The organism is Pantoea anthophila (genome assembly GCF_026104315.1).
GTDB lineage: Bacteria > Pseudomonadota > Gammaproteobacteria > Enterobacterales > Enterobacteriaceae > Pantoea > Pantoea anthophila.
Window position 1 is genome coordinate 3,176,540 of record NZ_CP110473.1, and the last position, 20,177, is coordinate 3,196,716.

The 20,177-nt window shown below is 58.2% G+C and carries 22 protein-coding genes; 14 read left to right on the forward strand and 8 right to left on the reverse strand.

The features are described from left to right. The first annotated feature begins 15 nt into the window (after positions 1-15). From thpR to panD, 9 genes are all read left to right on the forward strand, one after another. Positions 16-573: an RNA 2',3'-cyclic phosphodiesterase gene (gene thpR, locus OJ965_RS17425; protein ID WP_265137200.1), complete on the forward strand. Its 558-nt coding sequence runs from the start codon at positions 16-18 to the stop codon at positions 571-573. Beyond that, positions 551-1,255 (forward strand): DNA/RNA nuclease SfsA, encoded by a 705-nt coding sequence (gene sfsA, locus OJ965_RS17430; protein ID WP_058957914.1) that lies wholly within the window; start codon positions 551-553, stop codon positions 1,253-1,255. Before thpR ends, sfsA begins: the two co-directional genes overlap by 23 nt. Positions 1,256-1,502: 247 nt before the next feature. Beyond that, positions 1,503-1,958 carry an RNA polymerase-binding protein DksA gene (gene dksA, locus OJ965_RS17435; protein WP_008925615.1) on the forward strand — a complete coding sequence of 152 codons (456 nt, stop codon included), beginning with the start codon at positions 1,503-1,505 and terminating at the stop codon, positions 1,956-1,958. Positions 1,959-2,031: 73 nt separating this feature from the next. Next, positions 2,032-2,910 (forward strand): tRNA glutamyl-Q(34) synthetase GluQRS, encoded by an 879-nt coding sequence (gluQRS, locus tag OJ965_RS17440; protein WP_265137201.1) that lies wholly within the window; start codon positions 2,032-2,034, stop codon positions 2,908-2,910. Between the two features lie 88 nt (positions 2,911-2,998). Then, positions 2,999-4,417, forward strand: coding sequence for a polynucleotide adenylyltransferase PcnB (gene pcnB, locus OJ965_RS17445; protein WP_208971008.1), 1,419 nt, complete (start codon positions 2,999-3,001; stop codon positions 4,415-4,417). Then, positions 4,414-4,899, forward strand: a complete 486-nt coding sequence (gene folK / locus OJ965_RS17450) for a 2-amino-4-hydroxy-6-hydroxymethyldihydropteridine diphosphokinase (protein WP_265137202.1) — start codon at positions 4,414-4,416, stop codon at positions 4,897-4,899. Before pcnB ends, folK begins: the two co-directional genes overlap by 4 nt. A gap of 83 nt (positions 4,900-4,982) precedes the next feature. Then, the gene (panB, locus tag OJ965_RS17455) at positions 4,983-5,777 is read left to right on the forward strand and encodes a 3-methyl-2-oxobutanoate hydroxymethyltransferase (protein ID WP_009092046.1); all 795 of its coding nucleotides are present in this window, start codon (positions 4,983-4,985) and stop codon (positions 5,775-5,777) included. A 15-nt stretch (positions 5,778-5,792) separates the two neighbouring features. Then, complete coding sequence (gene panC, locus OJ965_RS17460) at positions 5,793-6,647, forward strand: pantoate--beta-alanine ligase (protein WP_046101244.1); 855 nt, start codon at positions 5,793-5,795, stop codon at positions 6,645-6,647. A gap of 47 nt (positions 6,648-6,694) precedes the next feature. Next, on the forward strand, positions 6,695-7,075 hold the full coding sequence (gene panD, locus OJ965_RS17465; RefSeq protein WP_009092050.1) for an aspartate 1-decarboxylase: 381 nt from the start codon (positions 6,695-6,697) through the stop codon (positions 7,073-7,075). A 54-nt stretch (positions 7,076-7,129) separates the two neighbouring features. Here panD and OJ965_RS17470 read toward each other — a convergent pair whose 3' ends face one another. The 3 genes from OJ965_RS17470 to OJ965_RS17480 all read right to left on the reverse strand — a co-directional run bounded on the left by OJ965_RS17470 (position 7,130) and on the right by OJ965_RS17480 (position 10,259). After that, positions 7,130-8,143, reverse strand: coding sequence for an acyltransferase family protein (locus tag OJ965_RS17470; protein ID WP_009092052.1), 1,014 nt, complete (start codon positions 8,141-8,143; stop codon positions 7,130-7,132). 419 nt (positions 8,144-8,562) lie between these two features. Further along, positions 8,563-9,333, reverse strand: coding sequence for an ABC transporter permease (locus OJ965_RS17475; RefSeq protein ID WP_009092055.1), 771 nt, complete (start codon positions 9,331-9,333; stop codon positions 8,563-8,565). Further along, complete coding sequence (locus OJ965_RS17480) at positions 9,330-10,259, reverse strand: ABC transporter ATP-binding protein (protein WP_009092057.1); 930 nt, start codon at positions 10,257-10,259, stop codon at positions 9,330-9,332. Before OJ965_RS17480 ends, OJ965_RS17475 begins: the two co-directional genes overlap by 4 nt. 108 nt (positions 10,260-10,367) lie before the next feature. On the opposite strand from OJ965_RS17480, the gene can reads away from it, so the two are divergent. Further along, positions 10,368-11,024 (forward strand): carbonate dehydratase, encoded by a 657-nt coding sequence (gene can, locus OJ965_RS17485; protein ID WP_033736612.1) that lies wholly within the window; start codon positions 10,368-10,370, stop codon positions 11,022-11,024. A gap of 80 nt (positions 11,025-11,104) precedes the next feature. Here the strand turns inward: can and hpt are convergent, their stop codons facing one another. Then, the gene (gene hpt, locus OJ965_RS17490; protein WP_009092060.1) at positions 11,105-11,641 is read right to left on the reverse strand and encodes a hypoxanthine phosphoribosyltransferase; all 537 of its coding nucleotides are present in this window, start codon (positions 11,639-11,641) and stop codon (positions 11,105-11,107) included. A gap of 235 nt (positions 11,642-11,876) precedes the next feature. On the opposite strand from hpt, the gene OJ965_RS17495 reads away from it, so the two are divergent. Beyond that, a complete protein-coding gene (locus OJ965_RS17495; RefSeq protein ID WP_009092062.1) occupies positions 11,877-13,160 on the forward strand; it encodes a cystathionine gamma-synthase family protein in 1,284 nt (427 codons plus the stop codon). Here OJ965_RS17495 and cueO read toward each other — a convergent pair whose 3' ends face one another. Continuing rightward, positions 13,161-14,792, reverse strand: a complete 1,632-nt coding sequence (gene cueO / locus OJ965_RS17500; RefSeq protein WP_265137203.1) for a multicopper oxidase CueO — start codon at positions 14,790-14,792, stop codon at positions 13,161-13,163. Positions 14,793-14,973: 181 nt separating this feature from the next. Between cueO and OJ965_RS17505 the strand changes: the two genes are divergently transcribed. The 3 genes from OJ965_RS17505 (at position 14,974) to speD (ending at position 17,123) form a co-directional block, all read left to right on the forward strand. Continuing rightward, the gene (locus OJ965_RS17505; protein WP_009092068.1) at positions 14,974-15,321 is read left to right on the forward strand and encodes a YacC family pilotin-like protein; all 348 of its coding nucleotides are present in this window, start codon (positions 14,974-14,976) and stop codon (positions 15,319-15,321) included. Between the two features lie 100 nt (positions 15,322-15,421). Beyond that, positions 15,422-16,285 carry a polyamine aminopropyltransferase gene (gene speE, locus OJ965_RS17510; protein ID WP_046101240.1) on the forward strand — a complete coding sequence of 288 codons (864 nt, stop codon included), beginning with the start codon at positions 15,422-15,424 and terminating at the stop codon, positions 16,283-16,285. Between the two features lie 22 nt (positions 16,286-16,307). Next, entirely contained in the window at positions 16,308-17,123 is an 816-nt protein-coding gene (gene speD / locus OJ965_RS17515) for an adenosylmethionine decarboxylase (RefSeq protein ID WP_009092072.1), read from the forward strand. A 47-nt stretch (positions 17,124-17,170) separates the two neighbouring features. On the opposite strand, the gene OJ965_RS17520 is transcribed toward speD, so the two are convergent. Genes OJ965_RS17520 through dtnK form a run of 3 tightly spaced genes read right to left on the reverse strand, consistent with a single transcriptional unit; the run spans position 17,171 to position 20,168 of the window. Further along, a complete protein-coding gene (locus tag OJ965_RS17520; RefSeq protein ID WP_265137204.1) occupies positions 17,171-17,932 on the reverse strand; it encodes a DeoR/GlpR family DNA-binding transcription regulator in 762 nt (253 codons plus the stop codon). 6 nt (positions 17,933-17,938) lie between these two features. Next, positions 17,939-18,919: a D-threonate 4-phosphate dehydrogenase gene (locus OJ965_RS17525; RefSeq protein ID WP_009092077.1), complete on the reverse strand. Its 981-nt coding sequence runs from the start codon at positions 18,917-18,919 to the stop codon at positions 17,939-17,941. Next, a complete protein-coding gene (dtnK, locus tag OJ965_RS17530; RefSeq protein WP_265137205.1) occupies positions 18,912-20,168 on the reverse strand; it encodes a D-threonate kinase in 1,257 nt (418 codons plus the stop codon). The genes OJ965_RS17525 and dtnK overlap by 8 nt, the downstream gene beginning before the upstream one ends. Positions 20,169-20,177: the final 9 nt, after the last annotated feature.

Sequence of the window (20,177 nt, forward strand, 5' to 3'; positions counted from 1 at the left end):
TTGCCGGAGAGCGCCATGGCGACACAACGCTTATTTTTTGCCATCAGCCTGCCTGACGCGATGCAGCAACAGCTGGTGCGCTGGCGGGCCGACACCTTCCCTGCAGAGGCGGGCCAGCCGGTGGCCGCCGCCAGCCTGCACCTGACGCTGGCGTTTCTCGGCGAGGTCGCGCCGGAGACCTCCCGGCGCCTGCAGACGCTGGCATCGCGTATTGATCAGCCCGTCTTCGATCTCGAGCTGAATGATGCCGGTCACTGGCCCCGCCCCGGCGTGGTCTGGCTCGGCTGCCAGCGCGCCCCACGCGGTCTGTTACAGCTCGCCAGCCTGCTGCGTGCCCAGGCTGCCCGGCACGGCTGCCACCAGAGCCCGCAGCCGTTTCATCCGCACATTACGCTGTTACGCCAGGCGACACAGCCCGTGGCGCTGCCGCCGCGCGGCTTTCACTGGCGTTTTCATGTCCCGGCGTTTTCGCTGTTTGCCTCGGAGTACAGCCGGGGCCGTACCCGTTATCGCACCCTGGCCAGCTGGCCGTTACGCTCTCAGGATCCCCATGCACTTCTCTCCTCCTCTTAAGCCCGCCCGCCTGATCGCCCGCTACAAGCGCTTCCTGGCCGATGTCGTGACGCCCGAGGGCGAGCAGCTGACGATTCACTGCGCCAACACCGGCGCCATGACCGGCTGCGCCACCCCAGGCGATCGGGTCTGGTACTCCACCTCCGGCAGCCTGACGCGGAAATACCCGCATAGCTGGGAGCTGACCGAGACGCAGGCGGGAGAGTGGATCTGCGTCAATACGCTGCGTGCGAATCAACTGGTAGCCGAAGCGCTGGACCAGAACCGGATAGCGGAACTGACCGGTTATGCCCAGCGTCAGGCGGAAGTCAGATATGGCAGTGAAAAAAGCAGAATTGATTTCCTGCTCAGAGCAGAGGGCCGACGCAACTGCTATATTGAGGTGAAATCCGTAACCCTTTTACATGAAGGTAAAGGTTATTTTCCGGATGCGGTGACGATTCGAGGACAGAAACACCTGCGCGAACTGGCGACGGTTGCGGCAGAGGGTCATCGGGCCGTTTTGTTGTTTGCCGTTCTGCACTCGGGGATTGAGGACGTTTCCCCGGCACGCCACATTGATGCGGCGTATGCAGAACAACTGGCTCAGGCGCAGCGAGAGGGTGTAGAGGTTTTCGCGTATCAGGCAGACTTATCTGCGGCGGGAATAGTTCTTAAAACGCCGGTTAACGTAACCTTGTAATATCTTTTGCAATTTTATGTGGTAAGAATGCTCAGAATCGGGGGCCAACTACGCTGTTCCTCACAGGCTTGTCAAGGTGTGTTCACGAAGAATTGCCAACCCTGACTGCTTCTGTTATTTATAGCGGCCTGTTTTTTTCCCCAATGGGGGATCGATGTACCCCGCAGATGTCAAATGCAGGCTGGCAGCAACGCCCCTGCGAGACGCAAGTCGAAGGGTATAGTGCGTGTTATCCAGGAGAAGCAACATGCAAGAAGGTCAAAACCGTAAAACATCGTCCCTGAGTATTCTCGCTATCGCCGGCGTCGAACCTTACCAGGTGAAACCGGGCGAAGAGTATATGAACGACGCGCAGCTGACCCATTTTCGCAAGATTCTGGAAGCCTGGCGTAATCAATTGCGGGACGAAGTCGATCGTACCGTATCGCACATGCAGGATGAAGCTGCTAACTTCCCGGACCCGGTAGACCGTGCCGCGCAGGAAGAGGAGTTCAGCCTGGAGCTGCGTAACCGCGATCGCGAACGTAAACTGATTAAAAAGATCGAGAAGACGCTGAAGAAAGTTGAAGATGACGACTTCGGCTATTGCGATTCCTGTGGCGTAGAGATCGGTATCCGCCGTCTCGAAGCGCGTCCTACCGCCGATCTCTGCATCGACTGTAAGACCTTAGCAGAAATTCGTGAGAAACAAATGGCCGGCTGATGCCGCGTCCAGCCTGTTGCCACGCAGCGGTACACCTGTTGTCCTGTCCGCTGCGTGGTCACTTCTGAAACCTATGTCATCCTCCTGTATCGGTCGCTTCGCCCCCTCCCCCTCTGGTGAACTCCATTTCGGCTCGCTGATTGCTGCGCTGGGCAGTTACCTGAGCGCGCGTGCGCAGAACGGGCTCTGGCGGGTGCGGATTGAAGATATCGACCCGCCACGCGAAGTGCCGGGGGCTGCAGATCGTATCCTGCATCAGCTGGCGCTCTATGGACTGGAGTGGGATGGTGAGGTGCTGTGGCAGTCGCAGCGTCATGAAGCCTACCGGGAGGCGCTGGCCTGGCTGCAGCAGCATCGTCAGAGCTATTTCTGCACCTGCCCGCGGCGCCGCATTCAGGAGATTGGCGGTTTCTATGATGGCTACTGCCGCGATCGGCATCGCGGGCCGGAGAATGCTGCGCTGCGTTTACGTCAGCATGCCCCGGTTTTTGCCTTTGAGGATCGGCTGCGTGGTCACGTTGAGGCGGACAGGGGGCTGGCAGAGGAAGATTTTATTATTCACCGGCGCGACGGGCTGTTTGCCTATAACCTGGCGGTGGTGGTTGACGATCACTTTCAGGGGATTACTGAAGTGGTGCGCGGCGCCGATCTCATTGAGCCGACCGTGCGGCAGATTGCGCTTTATCAGCAGTTCGGCTGGACGGTGCCCGCCTGGCTGCACCTGCCGCTGGCGCTTAATCACGACGGTAATAAGCTGTCGAAGCAGAATCATGCGCCGTCGCTGCCGGATGGCGACGCCCGGCCGCTGTTAGTGGCGGCGTTGCGCTTTCTCGGACAGCCTGTTTCACCCGGCTGGCAGGACTTAACGCAGGACAAACTGCTGTCTGATGCGGTGTCGCAGTGGAATATCGCTTTGATGCCGCAGGAGAACGCCCTGAAACCGGATGCATAGACAACAGCATTCTCAAACGGTTCTCAACAGGCTATGATTAGCCGCTGATTTTACCTACACCCTTTTTATGCCACTGTCGAGGTGTCCCATTTTTACCCGAGTAGCTAATTTTTGCCGGAAAGTCCTGAAGCGTGATGAAGAGGAAGCCCCAGCAGAGGTTGAACCAGAGCGTCTTATGACCATCATTCCTCGTGAAAGCCATACCATCTCACGTAAAGACATCAGCGAAAATGCCCTCAAAGTGCTCTATCGCCTCAATAAAGCCGGTTATGAAGCCTATCTGGTAGGCGGTGGCGTGCGCGATTTGCTACTGGGGCAAAAACCGAAAGATTTCGACGTGACGACCAACGCCACACCTGAGCAGATGCGCAAGCTGTTCCGCAACTGCCGTCTGGTCGGTCGCCGTTTCCGTCTGGCACACGTGATGTTTGGCCCGGAAGTGATCGAAGTTGCCACCTTCCGTGGACATCATCAGGCGGAAGAGATGGCCGAGGATCGCAACAGTTCGCAGCGCGCCCAGAGCGGCATGCTGCTGCGCGACAACATTTTCGGTTCGATTGAAGATGATGCTCAGCGCCGCGATCTCACCATCAACAGCCTCTACTACAGCGTGGCGGATTTCACCGTGCGTGACTACGTGGGCGGCATCAGCGATCTGGAACAGGGCATCATCCGCCTGATTGGCGATCCGGAAACCCGTTACCGCGAAGACCCGGTCCGCATGCTGCGCGTGGCGCGCTTTGCTGCGAAGCTTAATATGCGCATTGCGCCGGAAACGGCAGAGCCGATCCCGCGTCTGGCCTCGCTGCTGCGTGATATTCCACCGGCTCGCCTGTTTGAAGAGTCGCTGAAGCTGCTTCAGGCGGGCTACGGCTACAGCACCTATCTGAAGCTCTGTGAATATCAGCTGTTCCAGCCGCTGTTCCCGACGCTGGCGCGCAACTTCACGGAAAACAGCGACAGCCACATGGAGCGCATGCTGGCGCAGGTGCTGAAAAACACCGATAACCGCATTCAGAATGATATGCGCGTGAATCCGGCGTTTCTGTTTGCCGCGATGTTCTGGTATCCGCAGCTGGAAGCGGCAGAGCGCATTGCGCAGGAAAGTGGCCTGACCTACTTTGAAGCCTTTGCGATGGCGATGAATGATACGCTGGATGAAGCCTGCCGTGCGCTGGCGATTCCGAAGCGCATCACCTCGCTGATCCGCGATATCTGGCTGCTGCAGCTACGTATGTCGCGCCGTCACGGTAAACGCGCCTGGAAACTGATGGAGCATCCGAAATTCCGCGCCGCTTACGATCTGCTGGCGCTGCGGGCGGAAGTGGAAAATAACCCGGAACTGCTGCGTCTGAGCCAGTGGTGGGGCGAATTCCAGGTCGCCGCGCCGCCGCAGCAGAAAAACATGCTGAACAACCTCGGCGACGATCCGGTGCCGCGCCATAAATCGCGTCGTCCGCGCCGCCGTTCTTCCGCGCCGCGTCGTGACAACCAGAACGCCTCATGACCCGGGTTTACCTGGCATTAGGCAGTAACCTGGCCGATCCGCTGCATCAGGTTGATGCAGCACTTCGCGCCCTGGATGCTTTGCCGCAGACGCAGCGCATTGTCACCTCACCCTTCTACCGCACGCCACCCTATGGCCCGCCTGATCAGCCCGACTTCCTGAATGCCGCCGTGGCGCTGGAGACCGATCTCAGCGCCGAAGCGCTGCTGGACCACACCCAGCGGATTGAGCAGGAGCATGGCCGGGTGCGTAAGGCGGAACGCTGGGGACCGCGTACGCTGGATATCGATCTGATGCTGTTCGGCGAGGCGGTGATCAACAGTGAACGGCTGACGGTGCCGCACTATGACCTGCTGAATCGGGCGTTTATGCTGGTGCCGCTGCTGGCGATTGCGCCGGATGTTCGCCTGCCGGATGGCCGTGCGCTCAGCACGATTCTGGCCACGCTCGACAGCCGCAGCATCACCCTGTGGCCGCGCTGAGCAGACAAACACAACTCTCTGATTCCGCTCTCTGACGCTATCCAGTAAACTGCGCCCATCAGAATTCCTGAGTTGAGAGCGCCATGAAACCCACCACGATTTCACATCTGCGTCAGGCGAAAGCCAGCGGTAAAAAATTCGCGACGCTGACCGCCTACGATTTCAGTTTTGCCCGCCTGTTTGCCGATGAAGGTATTCAGGTGCTGCTGGTTGGCGATTCGTTAGGTATGACGATTCAGGGGCATGACTCAACGCTGCCGGTGACGGTCAGCGACATCGCCTATCACACCGCCGCCGTGCGCCGTGGCGCGCCGCAGGCGCTGCTGCTCGCTGACCTGCCCTTCATGAGCTATGCCACGCCGGCACAGACCTTTGACAACGCTGCGCAGCTGATGCGCGCCGGAGCCAACATGGTCAAACTGGAAGGCGGCAGCTGGCTGGCTGAAACCGTCCGGATGCTGACCGAACGCGCCGTGCCGGTGTGCGGTCACCTGGGGCTGACGCCGCAGTCGGTCAATATCTTTGGCGGTTATAAAGTCCAGGGGCGTGATGAAGCGGGAGCCGAGCAGCTGCTGGCCGACGCGCTGGCGCTGGAAGCCGCGGGCGCACAGCTGATGGTGCTGGAGTGCGTGCCGGTCTCGCTGGCCCAGCGGATCACCGCCGCCCTCACTATTCCGGTGATCGGCATTGGTGCCGGTAACGTCACCGATGGACAGATTCTGGTGATGCATGACGCCCTGGGCGTGACCGGCGGGCACATCCCTAAATTTGCCAAAAATTTCCTGGCGGAGAGCGGCGATGTTCGCGCGGCGATTCGCCACTATATCGCTGAAGTTGAAGCCGGCACCTACCCGGCGGCCGAGCACAGTTTCCAGTAATTCGGGAGAGTCACCGTGTTGATCATTGAAACGCTGCTGATGCTGCGCCAGGAAGTCCGTCGCTGGCGTCAGCAGGGTAAACGTATTGCGCTGGTGCCTACCATGGGCAACCTGCATGAAGGGCATCTGACGCTGGTGGATGAGGCGCGGGCGCGCGGCGACATCGTGATTGTGTCGATCTTCGTGAATCCGATGCAGTTTGACCGGGCAGACGACCTGGCTCGCTATCCGCGCACGCTGCAGGAGGATTGCGAAAAGCTGAACCGCCATCAGGTGGATGTCGTCTTTGCCCCCTCGCCGGCTGAAGTCTATCCGCAGGGCGCGCAGAATCAGACCTTTGTTGAGGTGCCGGTGCTCTCCTCTCTGCTGGAGGGCGCGACCCGTCCGGGCCATTTTCGCGGCGTGGCCACTATCGTCAGCAAACTCTTTAATCTGGTGCAGCCCGACATTGCCTGTTTCGGTGAAAAGGATTTTCAGCAGCTGGCTATCATTCGTAAGATGGTGGCCGATATGGGCTTCGACATTGAAATTGTCGGCGTGCCTACCGTACGGGCTGCGGATGGTCTGGCGCTGAGTTCGCGCAACGGCTACCTGACGGCCGATGAGCGTCAGCTGGCCCCGGTGCTGAGCCAGGTGATGCGTCAGATGGCGACGCGGCTGGAAAACGGCGAGCGCCATGTTGAAGAGATTATCGAGGCGGCCAGTGAGGCGCTGGTCGCGCAGGGATTGCGTCCTGATGGCCTGGCGATCTGCGATGCGGAAACGCTGCAGCCGCTGACGGTGGACAGCCAGCGCGCTGTCGTGCTGATGGCCGCCTGGCTGGGCAATGCCCGCCTGATTGACAACCAAACCGTTGACCTGACGCTGTAAGCTCACCCGCTACAGATTACTTTATTTCTCTGACAAGGTTTCTGGCTATGATTCGCACTGTTCTGCAAGGCAAATTACACCGCGTGAAAGTGACGCAGGCGGACCTCAATTACGAAGGTTCCTGCGCAATCGATCAGGATTTCCTGGATGCTTCCGGCATTCTGCAATATGAAGCGATCGATATTTATAACGTCACCAACGGTCAGCGTTTTTCCACCTATGCTATCGCGGCTGAGCGTGGCTCAAAGATCATTTCGGTGAATGGTGCGGCCGCCCGCTGCGCCTGCCAGGGCGATATTTTAATTATCTGCTCCTATGTGCAGGTTGAAGATGCGGAAGCGCGTCAGTGGCAGCCTAAGGTCGCCTATTTTGAGGGTGACAACCAGATGAAGCGTCTGGCAAAAGCGCTGCCAGTACAGATCGCCTGATAAAAAAGGGCCGCCCGTGATACGACCGGCCCTTTTTCTTTGCGGTTATTTCCGTTAAACCGGTTTGGCCGCCAGCGGCTTCGACGGTTTTTTCATCGTAAAGAGGAAATTAAACCAGCCACGCTTTCTCATCAGACAGAGCGTCCAGGGTAACGCCAGCGCCACCAGGAAAGCCGAAATAAACTTCAGATCGTTAACCCAGGCGGACGGGCTTTCAAATTTCACAATCTTGCTGAAGAACTGAATCGCCAGATAATGCGACAGGTAAAAGACGATAGAATTAACGCCGATATAATAAACCAGTTCAGACTTCAGCTTCAGCGCAATCCAGACAAAGAACGGAACCGACAGCAGTGCCAGCGGTGACAGTAATGCCTGCGAATGACGATCCAGCACAAAAATATTCAGGCAGGAGAGCAGCGCAAAACTGGCCACCGAAATGAGCAGGGTCGGACCGTGCTGCACTTTCTCCGCGATATCCACCTGCTTTCTCACCACGTAATCGCCCAGATAGAAGAAAACAAACAGATAAAGGGATTTATTAATGTGGCTGTTATCGAAACTGGCAAACACGCCGTCCGGGTCAATGGCTGGCAGTGCCCAGCTCAGCGCCATACAGATGCCGAACACCAGCAGGAACGGCAGATGGCGGGCAAAGATAATCACAATAAAGAAGATAAACAGCGAATGCAGGAACCAGGTCATATCGCCGCCACCGGTCAGGTGAGAGAGAATAATATTCATCGGCGATTGCGGCGTATTGGCCATTGAGCTGAACAGAATTTTCAGCCCGCCATAAACTGCCACCCAGACCACGAACGGATAGAGAATACTGCGCACCTTGTTATTAAAAAAAGGACCCAGGCCTTTTCTTAATCCGGCATCGACAAATAAGCCCGACACAAAAAACATCAGCCCCAGCCTTACCGGTGCCAGCATCTCATTTAGCAGGCTGCTGAAGGCGGTAAAATGACCGGCATTGTTATGGACAGCGATAGTACTGTGCAAAAAAATGATTGCGAGAATACTCAATCCCCGCAGATTGTCGATCCACGTTATACGATTCATCTTTTCCTGCCTTTGATTAAAAACTGGCCCTGAATGTGCGACCATTCTTCTTATTACAGACACTCCATTCCCGCCCTTTCGTCCCTGAGCAGAGGAATAACCTTATTCGGCGGTATTCTGATCACTCGCGCTGAAATAAACAACAGTCGGGGCTTAAGGCTAATCTTAAAAAAAATTTAACAGTGGAGAATCATTAAGATAGAAACCGGTTCCACTTTAATATCAGATAATGCTTAGGGTTATTTTTTATCAGGAGGGTGAAAAAGGCGGCTATTTCCCGCAATCGCGTGAAAAAAGAGAGGCGGAACAGAAGAAAGGATCGTTTTTTAAGGCCAGTGACAACCGGAAAAGGCGGCTATTTTTTATCCACAATAAAAAAGCCACGCGCGTTTCGCTGCGTGGCTTCGGTAAAGGTTTCGTCAGGTGCGTAATCCGCGTCCGCGCTGAATCAGCGCATAGACCAGCCCGTAAAAGACCAGAATAAACGCGATCAATACCGAAAGCGTAAAGGCCAGCGGCACGTCATTAATGCCCAGGAAGCCATAGCGGAACCCGCTGATCATATAGACGATGGGGTTCAGCTTCGAAACGGCCTGCCAGAATGGCGGCAGCAGACTCAGCGAATAGAACACGCCACCCAGATAGGTCAGCGGCGTCAGCACAAAGGTCGGGATCAGGCTGATATCGTCAAAGGTCCGGGCAAACACGGCGTTCAGCAGACCGGCCAGTGAAAACAGAATCGCGGTCAGCAGCAGCGTCACCGCCACCATCGTCCAGGAGTGAACGTGAAACGGCACGAAGAAGAGCGAAATGGCCGTGACCAGAACCCCGACGCAGACGCCACGCGCCACGCCGCCGCCAACATACCCCGCAATAATGATGTGGGTTGGCACCGGCGCGACCAGCAGCTCTTCAATGTTGCGCTGGAATTTGGCACTGAAGAATGAGGATGCGACGTTAGCATAGGCGTTGGTAATGACCGCCATCATGATCAATCCCGGCACGATAAACTGCATATAGCTGAAGCCGTGCATCTCACCAATGCGTGACCCGATCAGGTTACCGAAGATGATGAAATAGAGCGTCATGGTGATTACCGGCGGCACCAGCGTCTGGATCCAGATGCGGGCAAAACGGTTAATCTCTTTGGCCCAGATACTTTTCAGCGCCACCCAGTACAAATGTGTCATGCTTTTGCTCCTGTTTTTCCCTGCGTCGTCAGGCCAACGAACAGCTCTTCCAGACGGTTCGCTTTATTTCGCATACTCAGTACCTGCACCCCCTGCGCACTCAGCTGGCTGAAGACGCTGTTCAGCCCCTGCTCACGCAGTACTTCCACCTCCAGCGTGGAGGTATCCGTCAGGCGATACTGGAATCCTTCCAGCGCGGGCAGCGGACTGCGCGGCGCCAGATCGAGGATAAAGGTTTCTGATTTCAGCTTGGACAGCAGCCCTTTCATCGAGGTGTTTTCCACCAGCTCACCGCTCTGGATGATGCCGATGTTGCGGCACAGCATCTCCGCCTCTTCCAGATAGTGGGTGGTGAGAATGATGGTGGTGCCTTTGGCATTGAGATCTTTCAGGAACCCCCACATTGAGCGCCGCAGTTCGATATCGACCCCCGCCGTCGGCTCATCCAGAATCAGCAGTTTAGGCTCATGCATCAGCGCGCGGGCAATCATCAGACGGCGTTTCATCCCGCCGGAGAGCATGCGTGCCCGTTCACTGCGTTTTCCCCACAGATCGAGCTGTTTCAGGTACTTCTCCGCCCGCTGATTGGCCTCACGCCGTCCGACGCCGTAGTAACCCGCCTGGTTAACGACGATCTGCATCACCGTCTCAAACGGGTTAAAGTTAAACTCCTGTGGCACCAGGCCGAGCTGGCGCTTGGCATTCACCACATCTTTTTGCAGGTCGTAGCCAAACACCCGCACGCTGCCGCCGGACTTATTGACCAGCGAACTGATAATCCCGATGGTGGTGGATTTACCGGCACCGTTTGGCCCCAGCAGCGCATAAAAGTCACCCGCTTCAACGTTAAGATCGATGCCCTTCAGCGCCTGTACGCCGCCGGGATAGGTCTTGGTCAGCTGAGAAAGTTCCAGTGCATATGTCATTCTGCATCCATACCCTGTTTTGGTGGCATCGTAATGCCGTTTAAATTTAGTCAGCCCTGGCATATAGTACGCGCGCGCACCTTGCGCAGTAACCGGTCGCTCAACGCCATGACAGACATTAACACCCTGATCAGTAACAACCGCGAATGGTCAAAATTACTGATTGAAGAAGATCCCGGCTTTTTTGAGCGGCTCGCCCAGGCACAAAAACCGCGCTTCCTGTGGATCGGCTGCTCAGACAGTCGTGTTCCTGCCGAACGCCTGACCGGACTGGAACCGGGCGAACTCTTTGTTCACCGCAACGTCGCCAATCTGGTGATCCACACCGATCTGAACTGTCTGTCCGTGGTGCAGTACGCTATTGAAGTGCTGGAAGTTGAACACGTCATCGTGTGCGGCCACTACGGCTGCGGCGGCGTGCAGGCCGCGATGGATAACCCGGAGCTGGGGTTGATCGACAACTGGCTGCTGCACATCCGCGACCTCTGGTACAAGCATAGCGTGTTGCTGGGGGAACTCCCGCCGGATAAGCGCCTGGACAAACTGTGTGAAATCAACGTGATTGAACAGGTCTATAACCTGGGACACTCGACCGTAGTGCAATCTGCCTGGAAACGCGGGCAGAAAGTCTCACTGCACGGCTGGGTTTACGGCATTCAGGACGGCTGCCTGCGTAACCTTGATGTCACGGCAGACAGTCGGGAGATCCTGGAACAGCGCTACCGCAACGGCATCGCCAGTCTGCAGATGAAGGTCGAAGCCTGAACCGATCGCGGCGCAAAACGCGACATAGCCTACACCAGTCGGAGGGTGCAGGCCTTGGAAGAATGTGCGGTTATGCGCTGTCAGGATTCCAGCGGCACCACTTTGCCGATGTAAGGCAGATGGCGATAGTGCTGGGCGTAGTCGATACCAAAGCCCACCACAAATTCATCGGGAATGGCGAAGCCGACATACTCAACGTTAACCTCGACTTCGCGGCGTTCAGGCTTATCCAGCAGGGTGCAGATCGCCAGTGATTTTGGCTGACGCAGCTGCAGGATCTCCCGCACTTTGCTCAGGGTGTTGCCGGAGTCAATGATATCTTCGACGATCAGCACATCCTTGCCGCGAATGTCCTCGTCCAGATCTTTCAGGATTTTCACATCACGTGAGCTGGACATGCCGCTGCCGTAACTGGAGGCGGTCATAAAATCGACTTCATGCGGTACCTCAATGGCGCGACACAGGTCAGCCATGAACATGAATGAGCCGCGCAGCAGCCCCACCAGCACCATATCGCTGCCGCTGTCGCGGTAGTGATCGGTAATCTCTTTGCCCAGTTCAGCGATGCGCGTGGCGATTGCCTGTTCAGGGATCATCACTTCAACAGTGTGTTTCATTGCGTTCAGCCCGGTTACGTCAGAAAAGCCCCGAAGTCTATCACAGACGCCGCCGCGTCGGCTGCGCCGCAGCGCAGGCAAACGATTACGTCGCGAAAATTGTTCACGGTCGTCTGCGGCTGGCTCAAATGCGCATTACCTTAGAACATTACGGCATTTACCAGCATGATTCGCTGCATGGTAGCCTTTATCCAACATATCGTTACCCTACTCGCGCCGCAGGCCGGAGATCACAATGACTTCACCTTCAAGCAAGAAAACGCATATCGGCGACAGGCCGCTGCACCCTGAAACGCAGATGCTGAACTATGGCTACGATCCCCGCCTGTCAGAAGGCGCGGTGAAGCCGCCAGTCTTTCTGACCTCCACCTTTGTCTTCGACAGCGCCGAAGAGGGACGCGATTTTTTCGATTACGTCTCCGGCCGGCGCGAGCCGCCAGAGGGCAAATCGGGCGGGCTGGTCTACTCCCGCTTTAACCACCCTAACAGCGAAATCGTGGAGGATCGGCTGGCCGTCTATGAGCAGGCGGAGAGCTGTTCGCTCTTCTCCTCCGGCATGGCCGCCATCGCCACCACCCTGCTGACCTTTGCCCGTCCCGGCGAAGTGATCCTGCACTCCCAGCCGCTGTATGGCGGCACCGAAACCCTGCTCAGCAAGACGCTGCACAATCTGGAGATTGGCGCAGTCGGCTTCAGCGACGGCAATGATGAGGCCAGAGTACGTGAGGCGGCACAGCAGGCGATGGCGCAGGGCCGCGTGGCGATCATCCTGATTGAAACCCCGGCGAATCCCACTAACAGCCTGGTCAACATTCGTCTGATGGCGCGTATCGCTGATGAGATTGACCAGCAGCAGGGTTCGCGCCCCATTATCGCCTGCGACAACACGCTGCTCGGCCCGCTGTTCCAGCAGCCGCTGACTCTGGGCGCGGATCTCTCGCTCTACTCGCTGACTAAATATGTGGGGGGACATTCGGACCTGATTGCGGGGGCGGCGATGGGCAGCAAAGCACTGATGGCAAAAGTGCGCGCCCTGCGCAGCGCCATCGGCACCCAGCTGGACCCGCACTCAAGCTGGATGCTCAGCCGATCGCTGGAAACGCTGTCGCTGCGCATGGAAAAGGCCTGGCAGAATGCGGAAGCCGTGGCGGCGTTTCTGCGCGATCACCCGAAAGTGGCGAAGCTGCACTGGCTGCCCTATCTCGACGCGGAGAGCGCCGAGGGCAAAACGTATCGCGAGCAGTGCAGCGGCGCCGGTTCGACCTTCTCGTTCGATATCGTAGGCGGCCAGCCTGCGGCGTTCCGTTTCCTCAACGCGCTGTCGCTGTTCAAGCAGGCGGTGAGCCTGGGCGGCACCGAGTCGCTGGCCAGCCATCCGGGCAGCACCACCCACTCCGGCGTGCCGCAGGCGGTGCGTCAGCGGATCGGTATCACTGACGCCACGGTGCGGCTGTCGATTGGCATTGAGAACGCGGGCGACCTGATTGAAGATGTGAAGCTGGCGCTGGAGCAGGCGTAATCAGCTCACGGTAAAGCCCAGCATCATGCCGGTATCTTCATGCTCCAGCAGATGACAGTGGGCCATATAAGCGTGTTCGGCGGCGGCGACATAGTTGAAGCGCACCAGCACCTCACTGCGCCAGCCGTCGACATTGACCATATCTTTCCAGCCCTGGCGATGGGGCGCTGGCGGTTTGCCATTCTCAGAGAGAATGCGGAACTGGGTGCCGTGAATATGAAACGGATGCAGCATCGCATCGCCTTCGCCGGAGATCGTCCACTTCTCATAGTCGCCCAGCTTCACCGCAAACGACGGTTTCGTCATATCAAACGCCTGACCGTTGATTTTATTGCCGTTTCGGAAATCATAACCCGCTGGCTGCGCCATACCCGCCATACCGTGCATGCTGTGATCCATCGGCGCGGCGGATGAGCCGTGCGCCTGCGCCATCGCCGGATGGTCGCCCGTCTCCCCGGCTTTTCCCTGCCTCTGCGGCATCGCGTGATGCCCGCCTTTGCCCATTGCTTTCTCGCCATAGCGCTGCATCAGCGCCTGCATCCCCTGCTGGTCCAGCTGCGGGTCCATCATCAGCTGCAGCCAGCGGGTGTGCAGCCCCTCTGTCGCGGGCAGAGCGGGCAGCGTCGCCAGCCGATCCGGCAGCGTGGCACTGGCCATCACCCGCAGCGGCAGGATCTGCACCAGCGGCAGCGGCTGATCGAATGGCGGCAACGTCATCCCCATCTGATCGGTGGGCAGCGTCACCAGATCAAAGGCTTTGCCGTCGGAGGTGTCGATCATCACCTCAAAGCGCTCGCCCGGCAGGATCGGCAGCGCCTCGACGCTGACCGGCTCCGCCAGCAGACCGCCGTCGCTGGCGATCACATAGAGAGGGCGTTTATCACTGGCGGCAACGTGCAGCGACCGGGCATTACAGCCGTTGAGCAGGCGCAGACGCAGCCAGCCGCGCGGCACCGCATGCTGCGGATAGTGCGCCCCGTTAGTCAGCATCATGTCACCAAACCAGCCTACCGCCGCGCGCATCACGTCGAGCTGATAGTCGATATGGCGGCCATCCTGAGTCAGCTGCTTATCCTGAAAAATCAGCGGCACATCATCCACGCCCCACTGCACAGGCAGCCGCAGTGTGCCGCTCTCTTTATCTTCCAGCAGGATCAGGCCCGCCAGCCCCTGCGCCACCTGATGCCCGGTTTTGCCGTGCAGATGAGGGTGATACCAGCAGGTTGCGGCGGGCTGATCGGGCGTGAAGGAGACCTGACGCGAGCCGCCGGGGGCTATCGCCGCCTGGGGTCCGCCATCCACCGCGCCAGGGATTTCCAGCCCGTGCCAGTGCAGCGTGGTCGCTTCGCTGAGCCGGTTATGAATGTTCACCGTCACCGGCTGGCCGCGCTGTAGCCGCAGTACCGGCCCCAGCAGGCTGCCGTTGTAGCCCCAGGTCGGCACCGCTTTGCCGTTCCACAGCGTGCTCCCCTGCATGGCGGTGAGGCTGTATGTGCCTCTGGCGTCGGGTTCCAGCAAAGAGGGAATCGGCAGCAGCGGACGGGGTGCCGCCATCAGCGAACGGCTCCAGAGCGGTAACGCTCCGGCTGCACTCAGTGCGGCGGTGAGTTTCAGGAAGTGGCGACGTTGCATGGTGATCATCCTTGTGGCATCAGAGCGCACAGCCTAAACCCTGACCTTATGGGAAGGTCAAGCGCTACCCGTGAGAATCTGACGAAAAAAGGCGGCGCAGCGGCTCACCACGGCAAATTAATCGAAAACCTGAGAGCAACTGTGCTAACGTCATTAACAATATCCATTGAAGAGAACGACTATGAAGCAAAGCATCAAGATCCTGCTGCTGACGGGACTCCTTGGCTTCTCCTCCACCAGTTTTGCCCTGAGTGAATCCGAAGCGGAAGATCTGGCGGATCTCACGGCGGTTTTCGTCTATCTGAAAAATGATTGTGGCTATCAGGATCTTCCGGACGCGCAGATTCGCAAAGCGCTGGTCTTTTTTGCTCAGCAGAACCGCTGGGATTTAAGCAACTACAGCAACTACAACATGAAAGCGCTGGGCGAAGAGAGCTATCGCGACCTCAGCGGCATCGCCATCACCAACGACAAAAAGTGCAAGTCTCTGGCCCGCGATTCACTGAGCCTGCTGGCTTACGTCAGGTAACGCCCCCGCCCTCTGCTGCCGGACATTTGACCGTGCAACCACGGTCAGTGTTAGCTATGATGTGCCGCCCATCTTCATGGCGACATCAGAGGAGAGCACCATGGCCCACAATGAAACGTGGCATGAAACCCTTCATGCCGGTTTTGGCCAGTATTTTACGGTAGACAAAGAGCTGTACCGTGAAAAAACTGCGCATCAGGATTTAATCATTTTCGAAAATGCCGCGATGGGTCGCGTCATGGCGCTGGACGGTGTGGTTCAGACGACCGAGCGTGACGAATTTATCTATCATGAAATGATGACTCACGTTCCCCTGCTGGCGCACGGCGCCGCGAAGAGCGTGCTGATCATTGGCGGTGGTGACGGTGCGATGCTGCGTGAAGTGTCGCGTCATTCCCAGATCGAAAAGATTACCATGGTGGAGATCGATGCGGGCGTCGTGACCTTTTGCCGCCAGTACCTGCCTAACCACAGCGCAGGCGCCTACGACGATCCGCGCTTTACGCTGGTGATCGATGACGGGGTAAACTTCGTCAATCAGACGCAGGAAAAATTCGATGTGATCATCTCCGACTGTACCGATCCGATTGGTCCGGGTGAGAGTCTGTTCACCTCTGAATTTTATGCCGGCTGCAAAGCGGCCCTTAATGAAAATGGCATCTTTGTGGCACAGAATGGCGTCTGCTTCCTGCAGCAGGATGAGGCGGTGAACAGCCATCGCAAGCTGGGTCACTACTTTGCGGATGTCAGCTTCTATCAGGCCGCGATCCCGACCTACTACGGCGGCATCATGACGTTTGCCTGGGCGAGCGACAATCCGGCGCTGCGCCACCTGGATACCGCCACGCTACAGGCGCGTTTCGAGGCCGCTGGCCTGGCCTGTCGTTACTACACGCCAGCCATCCATACCGGCAGCTTTGCCCTGCCACAATATCTGTTGAATGCGCTGTCTGCCGCGTGCTGACAGCACATTTCTAAGGGGGTGAATGAAATTGCAAAAGCTAAAACTACATGGCTTCAACAACCTGACGAAAAGCCTGAGTTTTTGTATTTACGATATCTGCTATGCGAATACTGAAGCTGAACGCGATGGGTACATCGCCTATATCGATGAACAATATAACGCGAATCGCCTGACGGAGATCCTGACCGAGACCTGCTCCATCATCGGTGCCAACGTGCTGAACATCGCGCGTCAGGATTATGAGCCGCAGGGAGCCAGCGTCACGATTCTGGTCAGCGAAGAGCCGATCGATCCAAAAGATATCGATAACTCAGAACATCCGGGTCCCCTGCCCAACTCGGTGGTGGCCCATCTGGATAAGAGCCATATCTGCGTGCACACCTACCCGGAGAGCCACCCTGAAGGCGGACTCTGCACGTTCCGCGCGGATATTGAAGTCTCAACCTGTGGCGTGATCTCACCGCTGAAAGCGCTGAACTACCTGATCCACCAGCTGGAGTCAGACATCGTCACCGTCGATTACCGTGTACGCGGCTTTACCCGTGACGTGAAAGGGATGAAGCACTTTATCGACCACGAGATTAATTCGATTCAGAACTTCATGTCTGAAGATATGAAGGCGATGTATGACATGGTGGATGTGAACGTCTATCAGGAAAACATCTTCCACACCAAGATGTTGCTGAAAGAGTTTGAGCTGAAGCACTACCTGTTTAACACCCGTCCGGAAGATCTCAGCCCGCAGGAGCACAAACGCATCACCGACCTGCTGTGGAAAGAGATGCGTGAGATCTACTACGGCAGAAACATCCCTTCTGTTGGTCTGAAGACGCTGTAATCACCCGGCGCGCAGCGTTACCGGCGGTAACCTGCGCGTACTGTCTCTCAGGCTGTCAGCGCGAGCGCAATGCCGCGCTCGCGCAGCGTGCGGCAGACCACGTCCTCTAAACCGCTGTCTGTAACCACGTCGGTCAGCTCATCCAGCGGTGCCGCGCAGAACAGCGACCAGGAACCATATTTGCTGCTGTCCGCCAGCAGAACCCGGCGAGCCGCATTGGCCAGCAGGTCATGTTTCAGCCCCGCTTTCTCCTCGGTCGGCGTGGTGATGCCGCGCTCCAGGCTCCAGGAGTTACAGCTGACGAAGGCGATATCGGGATTGATGCTGCGCAGCAACCGGCGTCCATGTTCCCCCACGCAGGACTGACTGGAGTCATCAATCCGTCCGCCGATAATCGTCACCTCAATCTGCTTAAATTCCGACAGGAACAGCGCAATGTGCAGATCGGCCGTGATCACCCGCAGCGGCAGATGCGTCAGCTGACGCGCCAGTTCCAGCATGGTGGTGCCGGCATCCAGCACGATGGCATCGCCTGCCCGGACAAAGCTGGCGGCGCACTCCGCAATGGCCTGCTTCTCCGCCAGGTGACGCTGCATCTTCTCCAGGGTGGTCGGCTGGGCGGGAATAAACCGATTCAGGGTGACACCACCGTGACTGCGGCTGATCACGCCCTCTTTATCCAGCTTGATCAAATCACGGCGAATCGTGGCGGGTGAGGCGGAGATCGCACTGACCAGTTGCTCAACAGTCACCAGATTATGGCTTTTCAGATAATCCATAATCTGGTCAAGACGGCTCTGTCCCTTCATATTTCCCTATGCGAGCTGCATCGCGAGTTTGATGGAGATCGCCATGCTCTCAGACTTCGCTTTACCTGTCCAGGCGATATCAAAGGCGGTGCCGTGGTCCGCAGAGGTGCGGATAAACGGCAGGCCGGCGGTAATGTTGACGCCGTCATAGAAGCCCAGCAGCTTCAGCGGGATATGCCCCTGATCGTGGTACATCGCGACCACCATGTCATAGTGCCCCTCCTGGCATTGCAGGAACACCGTGTCCGGCGGGCACGGCCCGGCGACATCAATCCCCTGCGCTTTCATCGCCTGAATGGCAGGTGCAACGGTGGTGATCTCCTCATCGCCAAACAGCCCGTTCTCTCCGGCATGGGGATTGACGCCCGCCACGGCGATGCGCGGAGCCTGATAACCGACGCGCCGCAGGAAAGTGTCCGCCATACCAATGACCGTTTTAATGCGCGGCTGGTTCAGCGTGTCGAGGAACTTACGCAGGGCAATGTGAGTGGTGACGTGAATCACCTTCAGCTTATCGGTGTAGAGCACCATGGCGTAATCCCGGGTGTCAGTGAGGTGGGCCAGCAGCTCCGTATGCCCCGGGTAGAGATGGCCGGCCGCATGCATCGCCTCTTTGTTCAGCGGCGCGGTGGCAATCGCCTGCACGTCGCCCGCCAGCGCCAGCGCCGTAGCACGTTTCACACAGCGCCACGCCAGATCGCCCGCCTCTTTCTGCACCACGCCAGGTTTCAGCGCGTCGGGGTCAGCCAGCGGCTCGTCAATCACGTTGATGATGCCCGGAGCAAAGCGTGCATCCTGCACCCGGTCAAGAACCCGCAGCTCGGCCTGGGGCGTAATGTTCATCGCCAGAATGCGGCGCAGCGTACTGGCGCAGCCAATCACTACGGCAGGAATGCCATTCAGCTCACCTTCAGAGAGCGATTTAATGATGATTTCCGGACTGATGCCCGCCGGGTCGCCCATGGTGATCGCAATAATTTTACTCACTCGACTTCTCCTCAATAAAATCAATGGCTGCTACCAGGGTGTTTTCATCACCAAAGCCACCCGCTTTGGTCATCACCGGCAGAGTAAATTCACTGTTAAGCAGAACCCCGTGCGGCACACAGCCCGCCACCAGACCCTGAATGGTAAAGCCGCTGGCACCCAGTGCCCGGGCGACGGCCATCGCCACATCCCCTCCCGACAGATAGAGCGCATGCGGCTGCGCAGTGCGGCAGAGCCGGTAGGTGATCTCGCCGAGAAACTGACAGATCGCCTCCCCCAGCTGCTGGCGCGTCATGCTGAAGTGCTGACAGAGCTGCGCAATCTCGTGCCGCTGCGCCTCGTGCTGGCAGGTGGTGATCACCGTATGGCGACCGGCCCGCAGTGCCGCAGCCGCCTCGTCGATCCAGCGATCCCGATCGGGCCAGGCGGGCTGCCGGAACAGCTGCCGGATATCGACATCCACTCTCGCTGCGTCACGCTGGCTGAGCAGCGTGGCAACCTGCTGCTGCCCGCTCTCGCTCATCGATCCCACCACCGCCAGCACCGGCCGGGGAAGCCGTACCCGGAGCGCGGCGCCCAGCGCATCGCTTAATCCGGCGGCACCGACCAGCAGCGGCGTCTCGCGCAGCCGCGCAGCCGCGGCGATCAGTCGCGCCAGGTCCGCCCCGGTTTCAGCATCCACCACGACGATGCCGTGCGCCGCCGCCAGCACCGCATCAAGCCGGTCGCTGCGCAGCGTGGCAAGATCGAGCACGCTGCCGGCGATCTGCATCTGTTCAAGAACGCTGGCGCTGGCGATCGGGGTTTTCGGATCGCTGGCAAATTCGGTGTCCGTGAGCAGACGCTGATGGACCCGGACGTGACCTCCGCACGTGGTGCGGCCCAGTCGGGGCACCGCCGGTGCAACCAGCGCCAGCGTTTTCGCACTGGCCTTCAGTGCCGCCGCCGTTTCAGCGCCGATATTGCCGCGCAGCGTGGAGTCGATCTTTTTGAACAGCCAGCCGTGCTGAAACTGCGCCGCGAAGTGCCGCACCGCCTGCGTAACGCGCTCTGCCGCCTGGGTGGCGCTGATCGCCCGACTCTCCGTGCTGACGACCAGCACATCTGCCGTCTCTGGCAACGCGCCCTGGGTGTCGAACAGCACCTGAACGCCTGCGCCGGCCTGCGCCAGTCCGCTTCCCGCATCGTTGGCACCGGTAAAGTCATCGGCGATGACCAGTACCGGCGTTTTCCATAATGATGAGCCCATCCTCACTCC

What these genes read in the sequence shown, in the direction of transcription:
- folK (WP_265137202.1), top strand. Translation starts at nt 4,414, where the DNA reads ATGACCCGGGTTTACCTGGCATTAGGCAGTAACCTGGCCGATCCGCTG.
- dtnK (WP_265137205.1), bottom strand. Translation starts at nt 20,168, where the DNA reads ATGGGCTCATCATTATGGAAAACGCCGGTACTGGTCATCGCCGATGAC.
- panD (WP_009092050.1), top strand. Translation starts at nt 6,695, where the DNA reads ATGATTCGCACTGTTCTGCAAGGCAAATTACACCGCGTGAAAGTGACG.
- hpt (WP_009092060.1), bottom strand. Translation starts at nt 11,641, where the DNA reads ATGAAACACACTGTTGAAGTGATGATCCCTGAACAGGCAATCGCCACG.
- panB (WP_009092046.1), top strand. Translation starts at nt 4,983, where the DNA reads ATGAAACCCACCACGATTTCACATCTGCGTCAGGCGAAAGCCAGCGGT.
- OJ965_RS17520 (WP_265137204.1), bottom strand. Translation starts at nt 17,932, where the DNA reads ATGAAGGGACAGAGCCGTCTTGACCAGATTATGGATTATCTGAAAAGC.
- thpR (WP_265137200.1), top strand. Translation starts at nt 16, where the DNA reads ATGGCGACACAACGCTTATTTTTTGCCATCAGCCTGCCTGACGCGATG.
- OJ965_RS17480 (WP_009092057.1), bottom strand. Translation starts at nt 10,259, where the DNA reads ATGACATATGCACTGGAACTTTCTCAGCTGACCAAGACCTATCCCGGC.
- OJ965_RS17470 (WP_009092052.1), bottom strand. Translation starts at nt 8,143, where the DNA reads ATGAATCGTATAACGTGGATCGACAATCTGCGGGGATTGAGTATTCTC.
- speE (WP_046101240.1), top strand. Translation starts at nt 15,422, where the DNA reads ATGGCCCACAATGAAACGTGGCATGAAACCCTTCATGCCGGTTTTGGC.
- speD (WP_009092072.1), top strand. Translation starts at nt 16,308, where the DNA reads ATGAAATTGCAAAAGCTAAAACTACATGGCTTCAACAACCTGACGAAA.
- gluQRS (WP_265137201.1), top strand. Translation starts at nt 2,032, where the DNA reads ATGTCATCCTCCTGTATCGGTCGCTTCGCCCCCTCCCCCTCTGGTGAA.
- sfsA (WP_058957914.1), top strand. Translation starts at nt 551, where the DNA reads ATGCACTTCTCTCCTCCTCTTAAGCCCGCCCGCCTGATCGCCCGCTAC.
- can (WP_033736612.1), top strand. Translation starts at nt 10,368, where the DNA reads ATGACAGACATTAACACCCTGATCAGTAACAACCGCGAATGGTCAAAA.
- OJ965_RS17505 (WP_009092068.1), top strand. Translation starts at nt 14,974, where the DNA reads ATGAAGCAAAGCATCAAGATCCTGCTGCTGACGGGACTCCTTGGCTTC.
- cueO (WP_265137203.1), bottom strand. Translation starts at nt 14,792, where the DNA reads ATGCAACGTCGCCACTTCCTGAAACTCACCGCCGCACTGAGTGCAGCC.
- OJ965_RS17475 (WP_009092055.1), bottom strand. Translation starts at nt 9,333, where the DNA reads ATGACACATTTGTACTGGGTGGCGCTGAAAAGTATCTGGGCCAAAGAG.
- OJ965_RS17495 (WP_009092062.1), top strand. Translation starts at nt 11,877, where the DNA reads ATGACTTCACCTTCAAGCAAGAAAACGCATATCGGCGACAGGCCGCTG.
- dksA (WP_008925615.1), top strand. Translation starts at nt 1,503, where the DNA reads ATGCAAGAAGGTCAAAACCGTAAAACATCGTCCCTGAGTATTCTCGCT.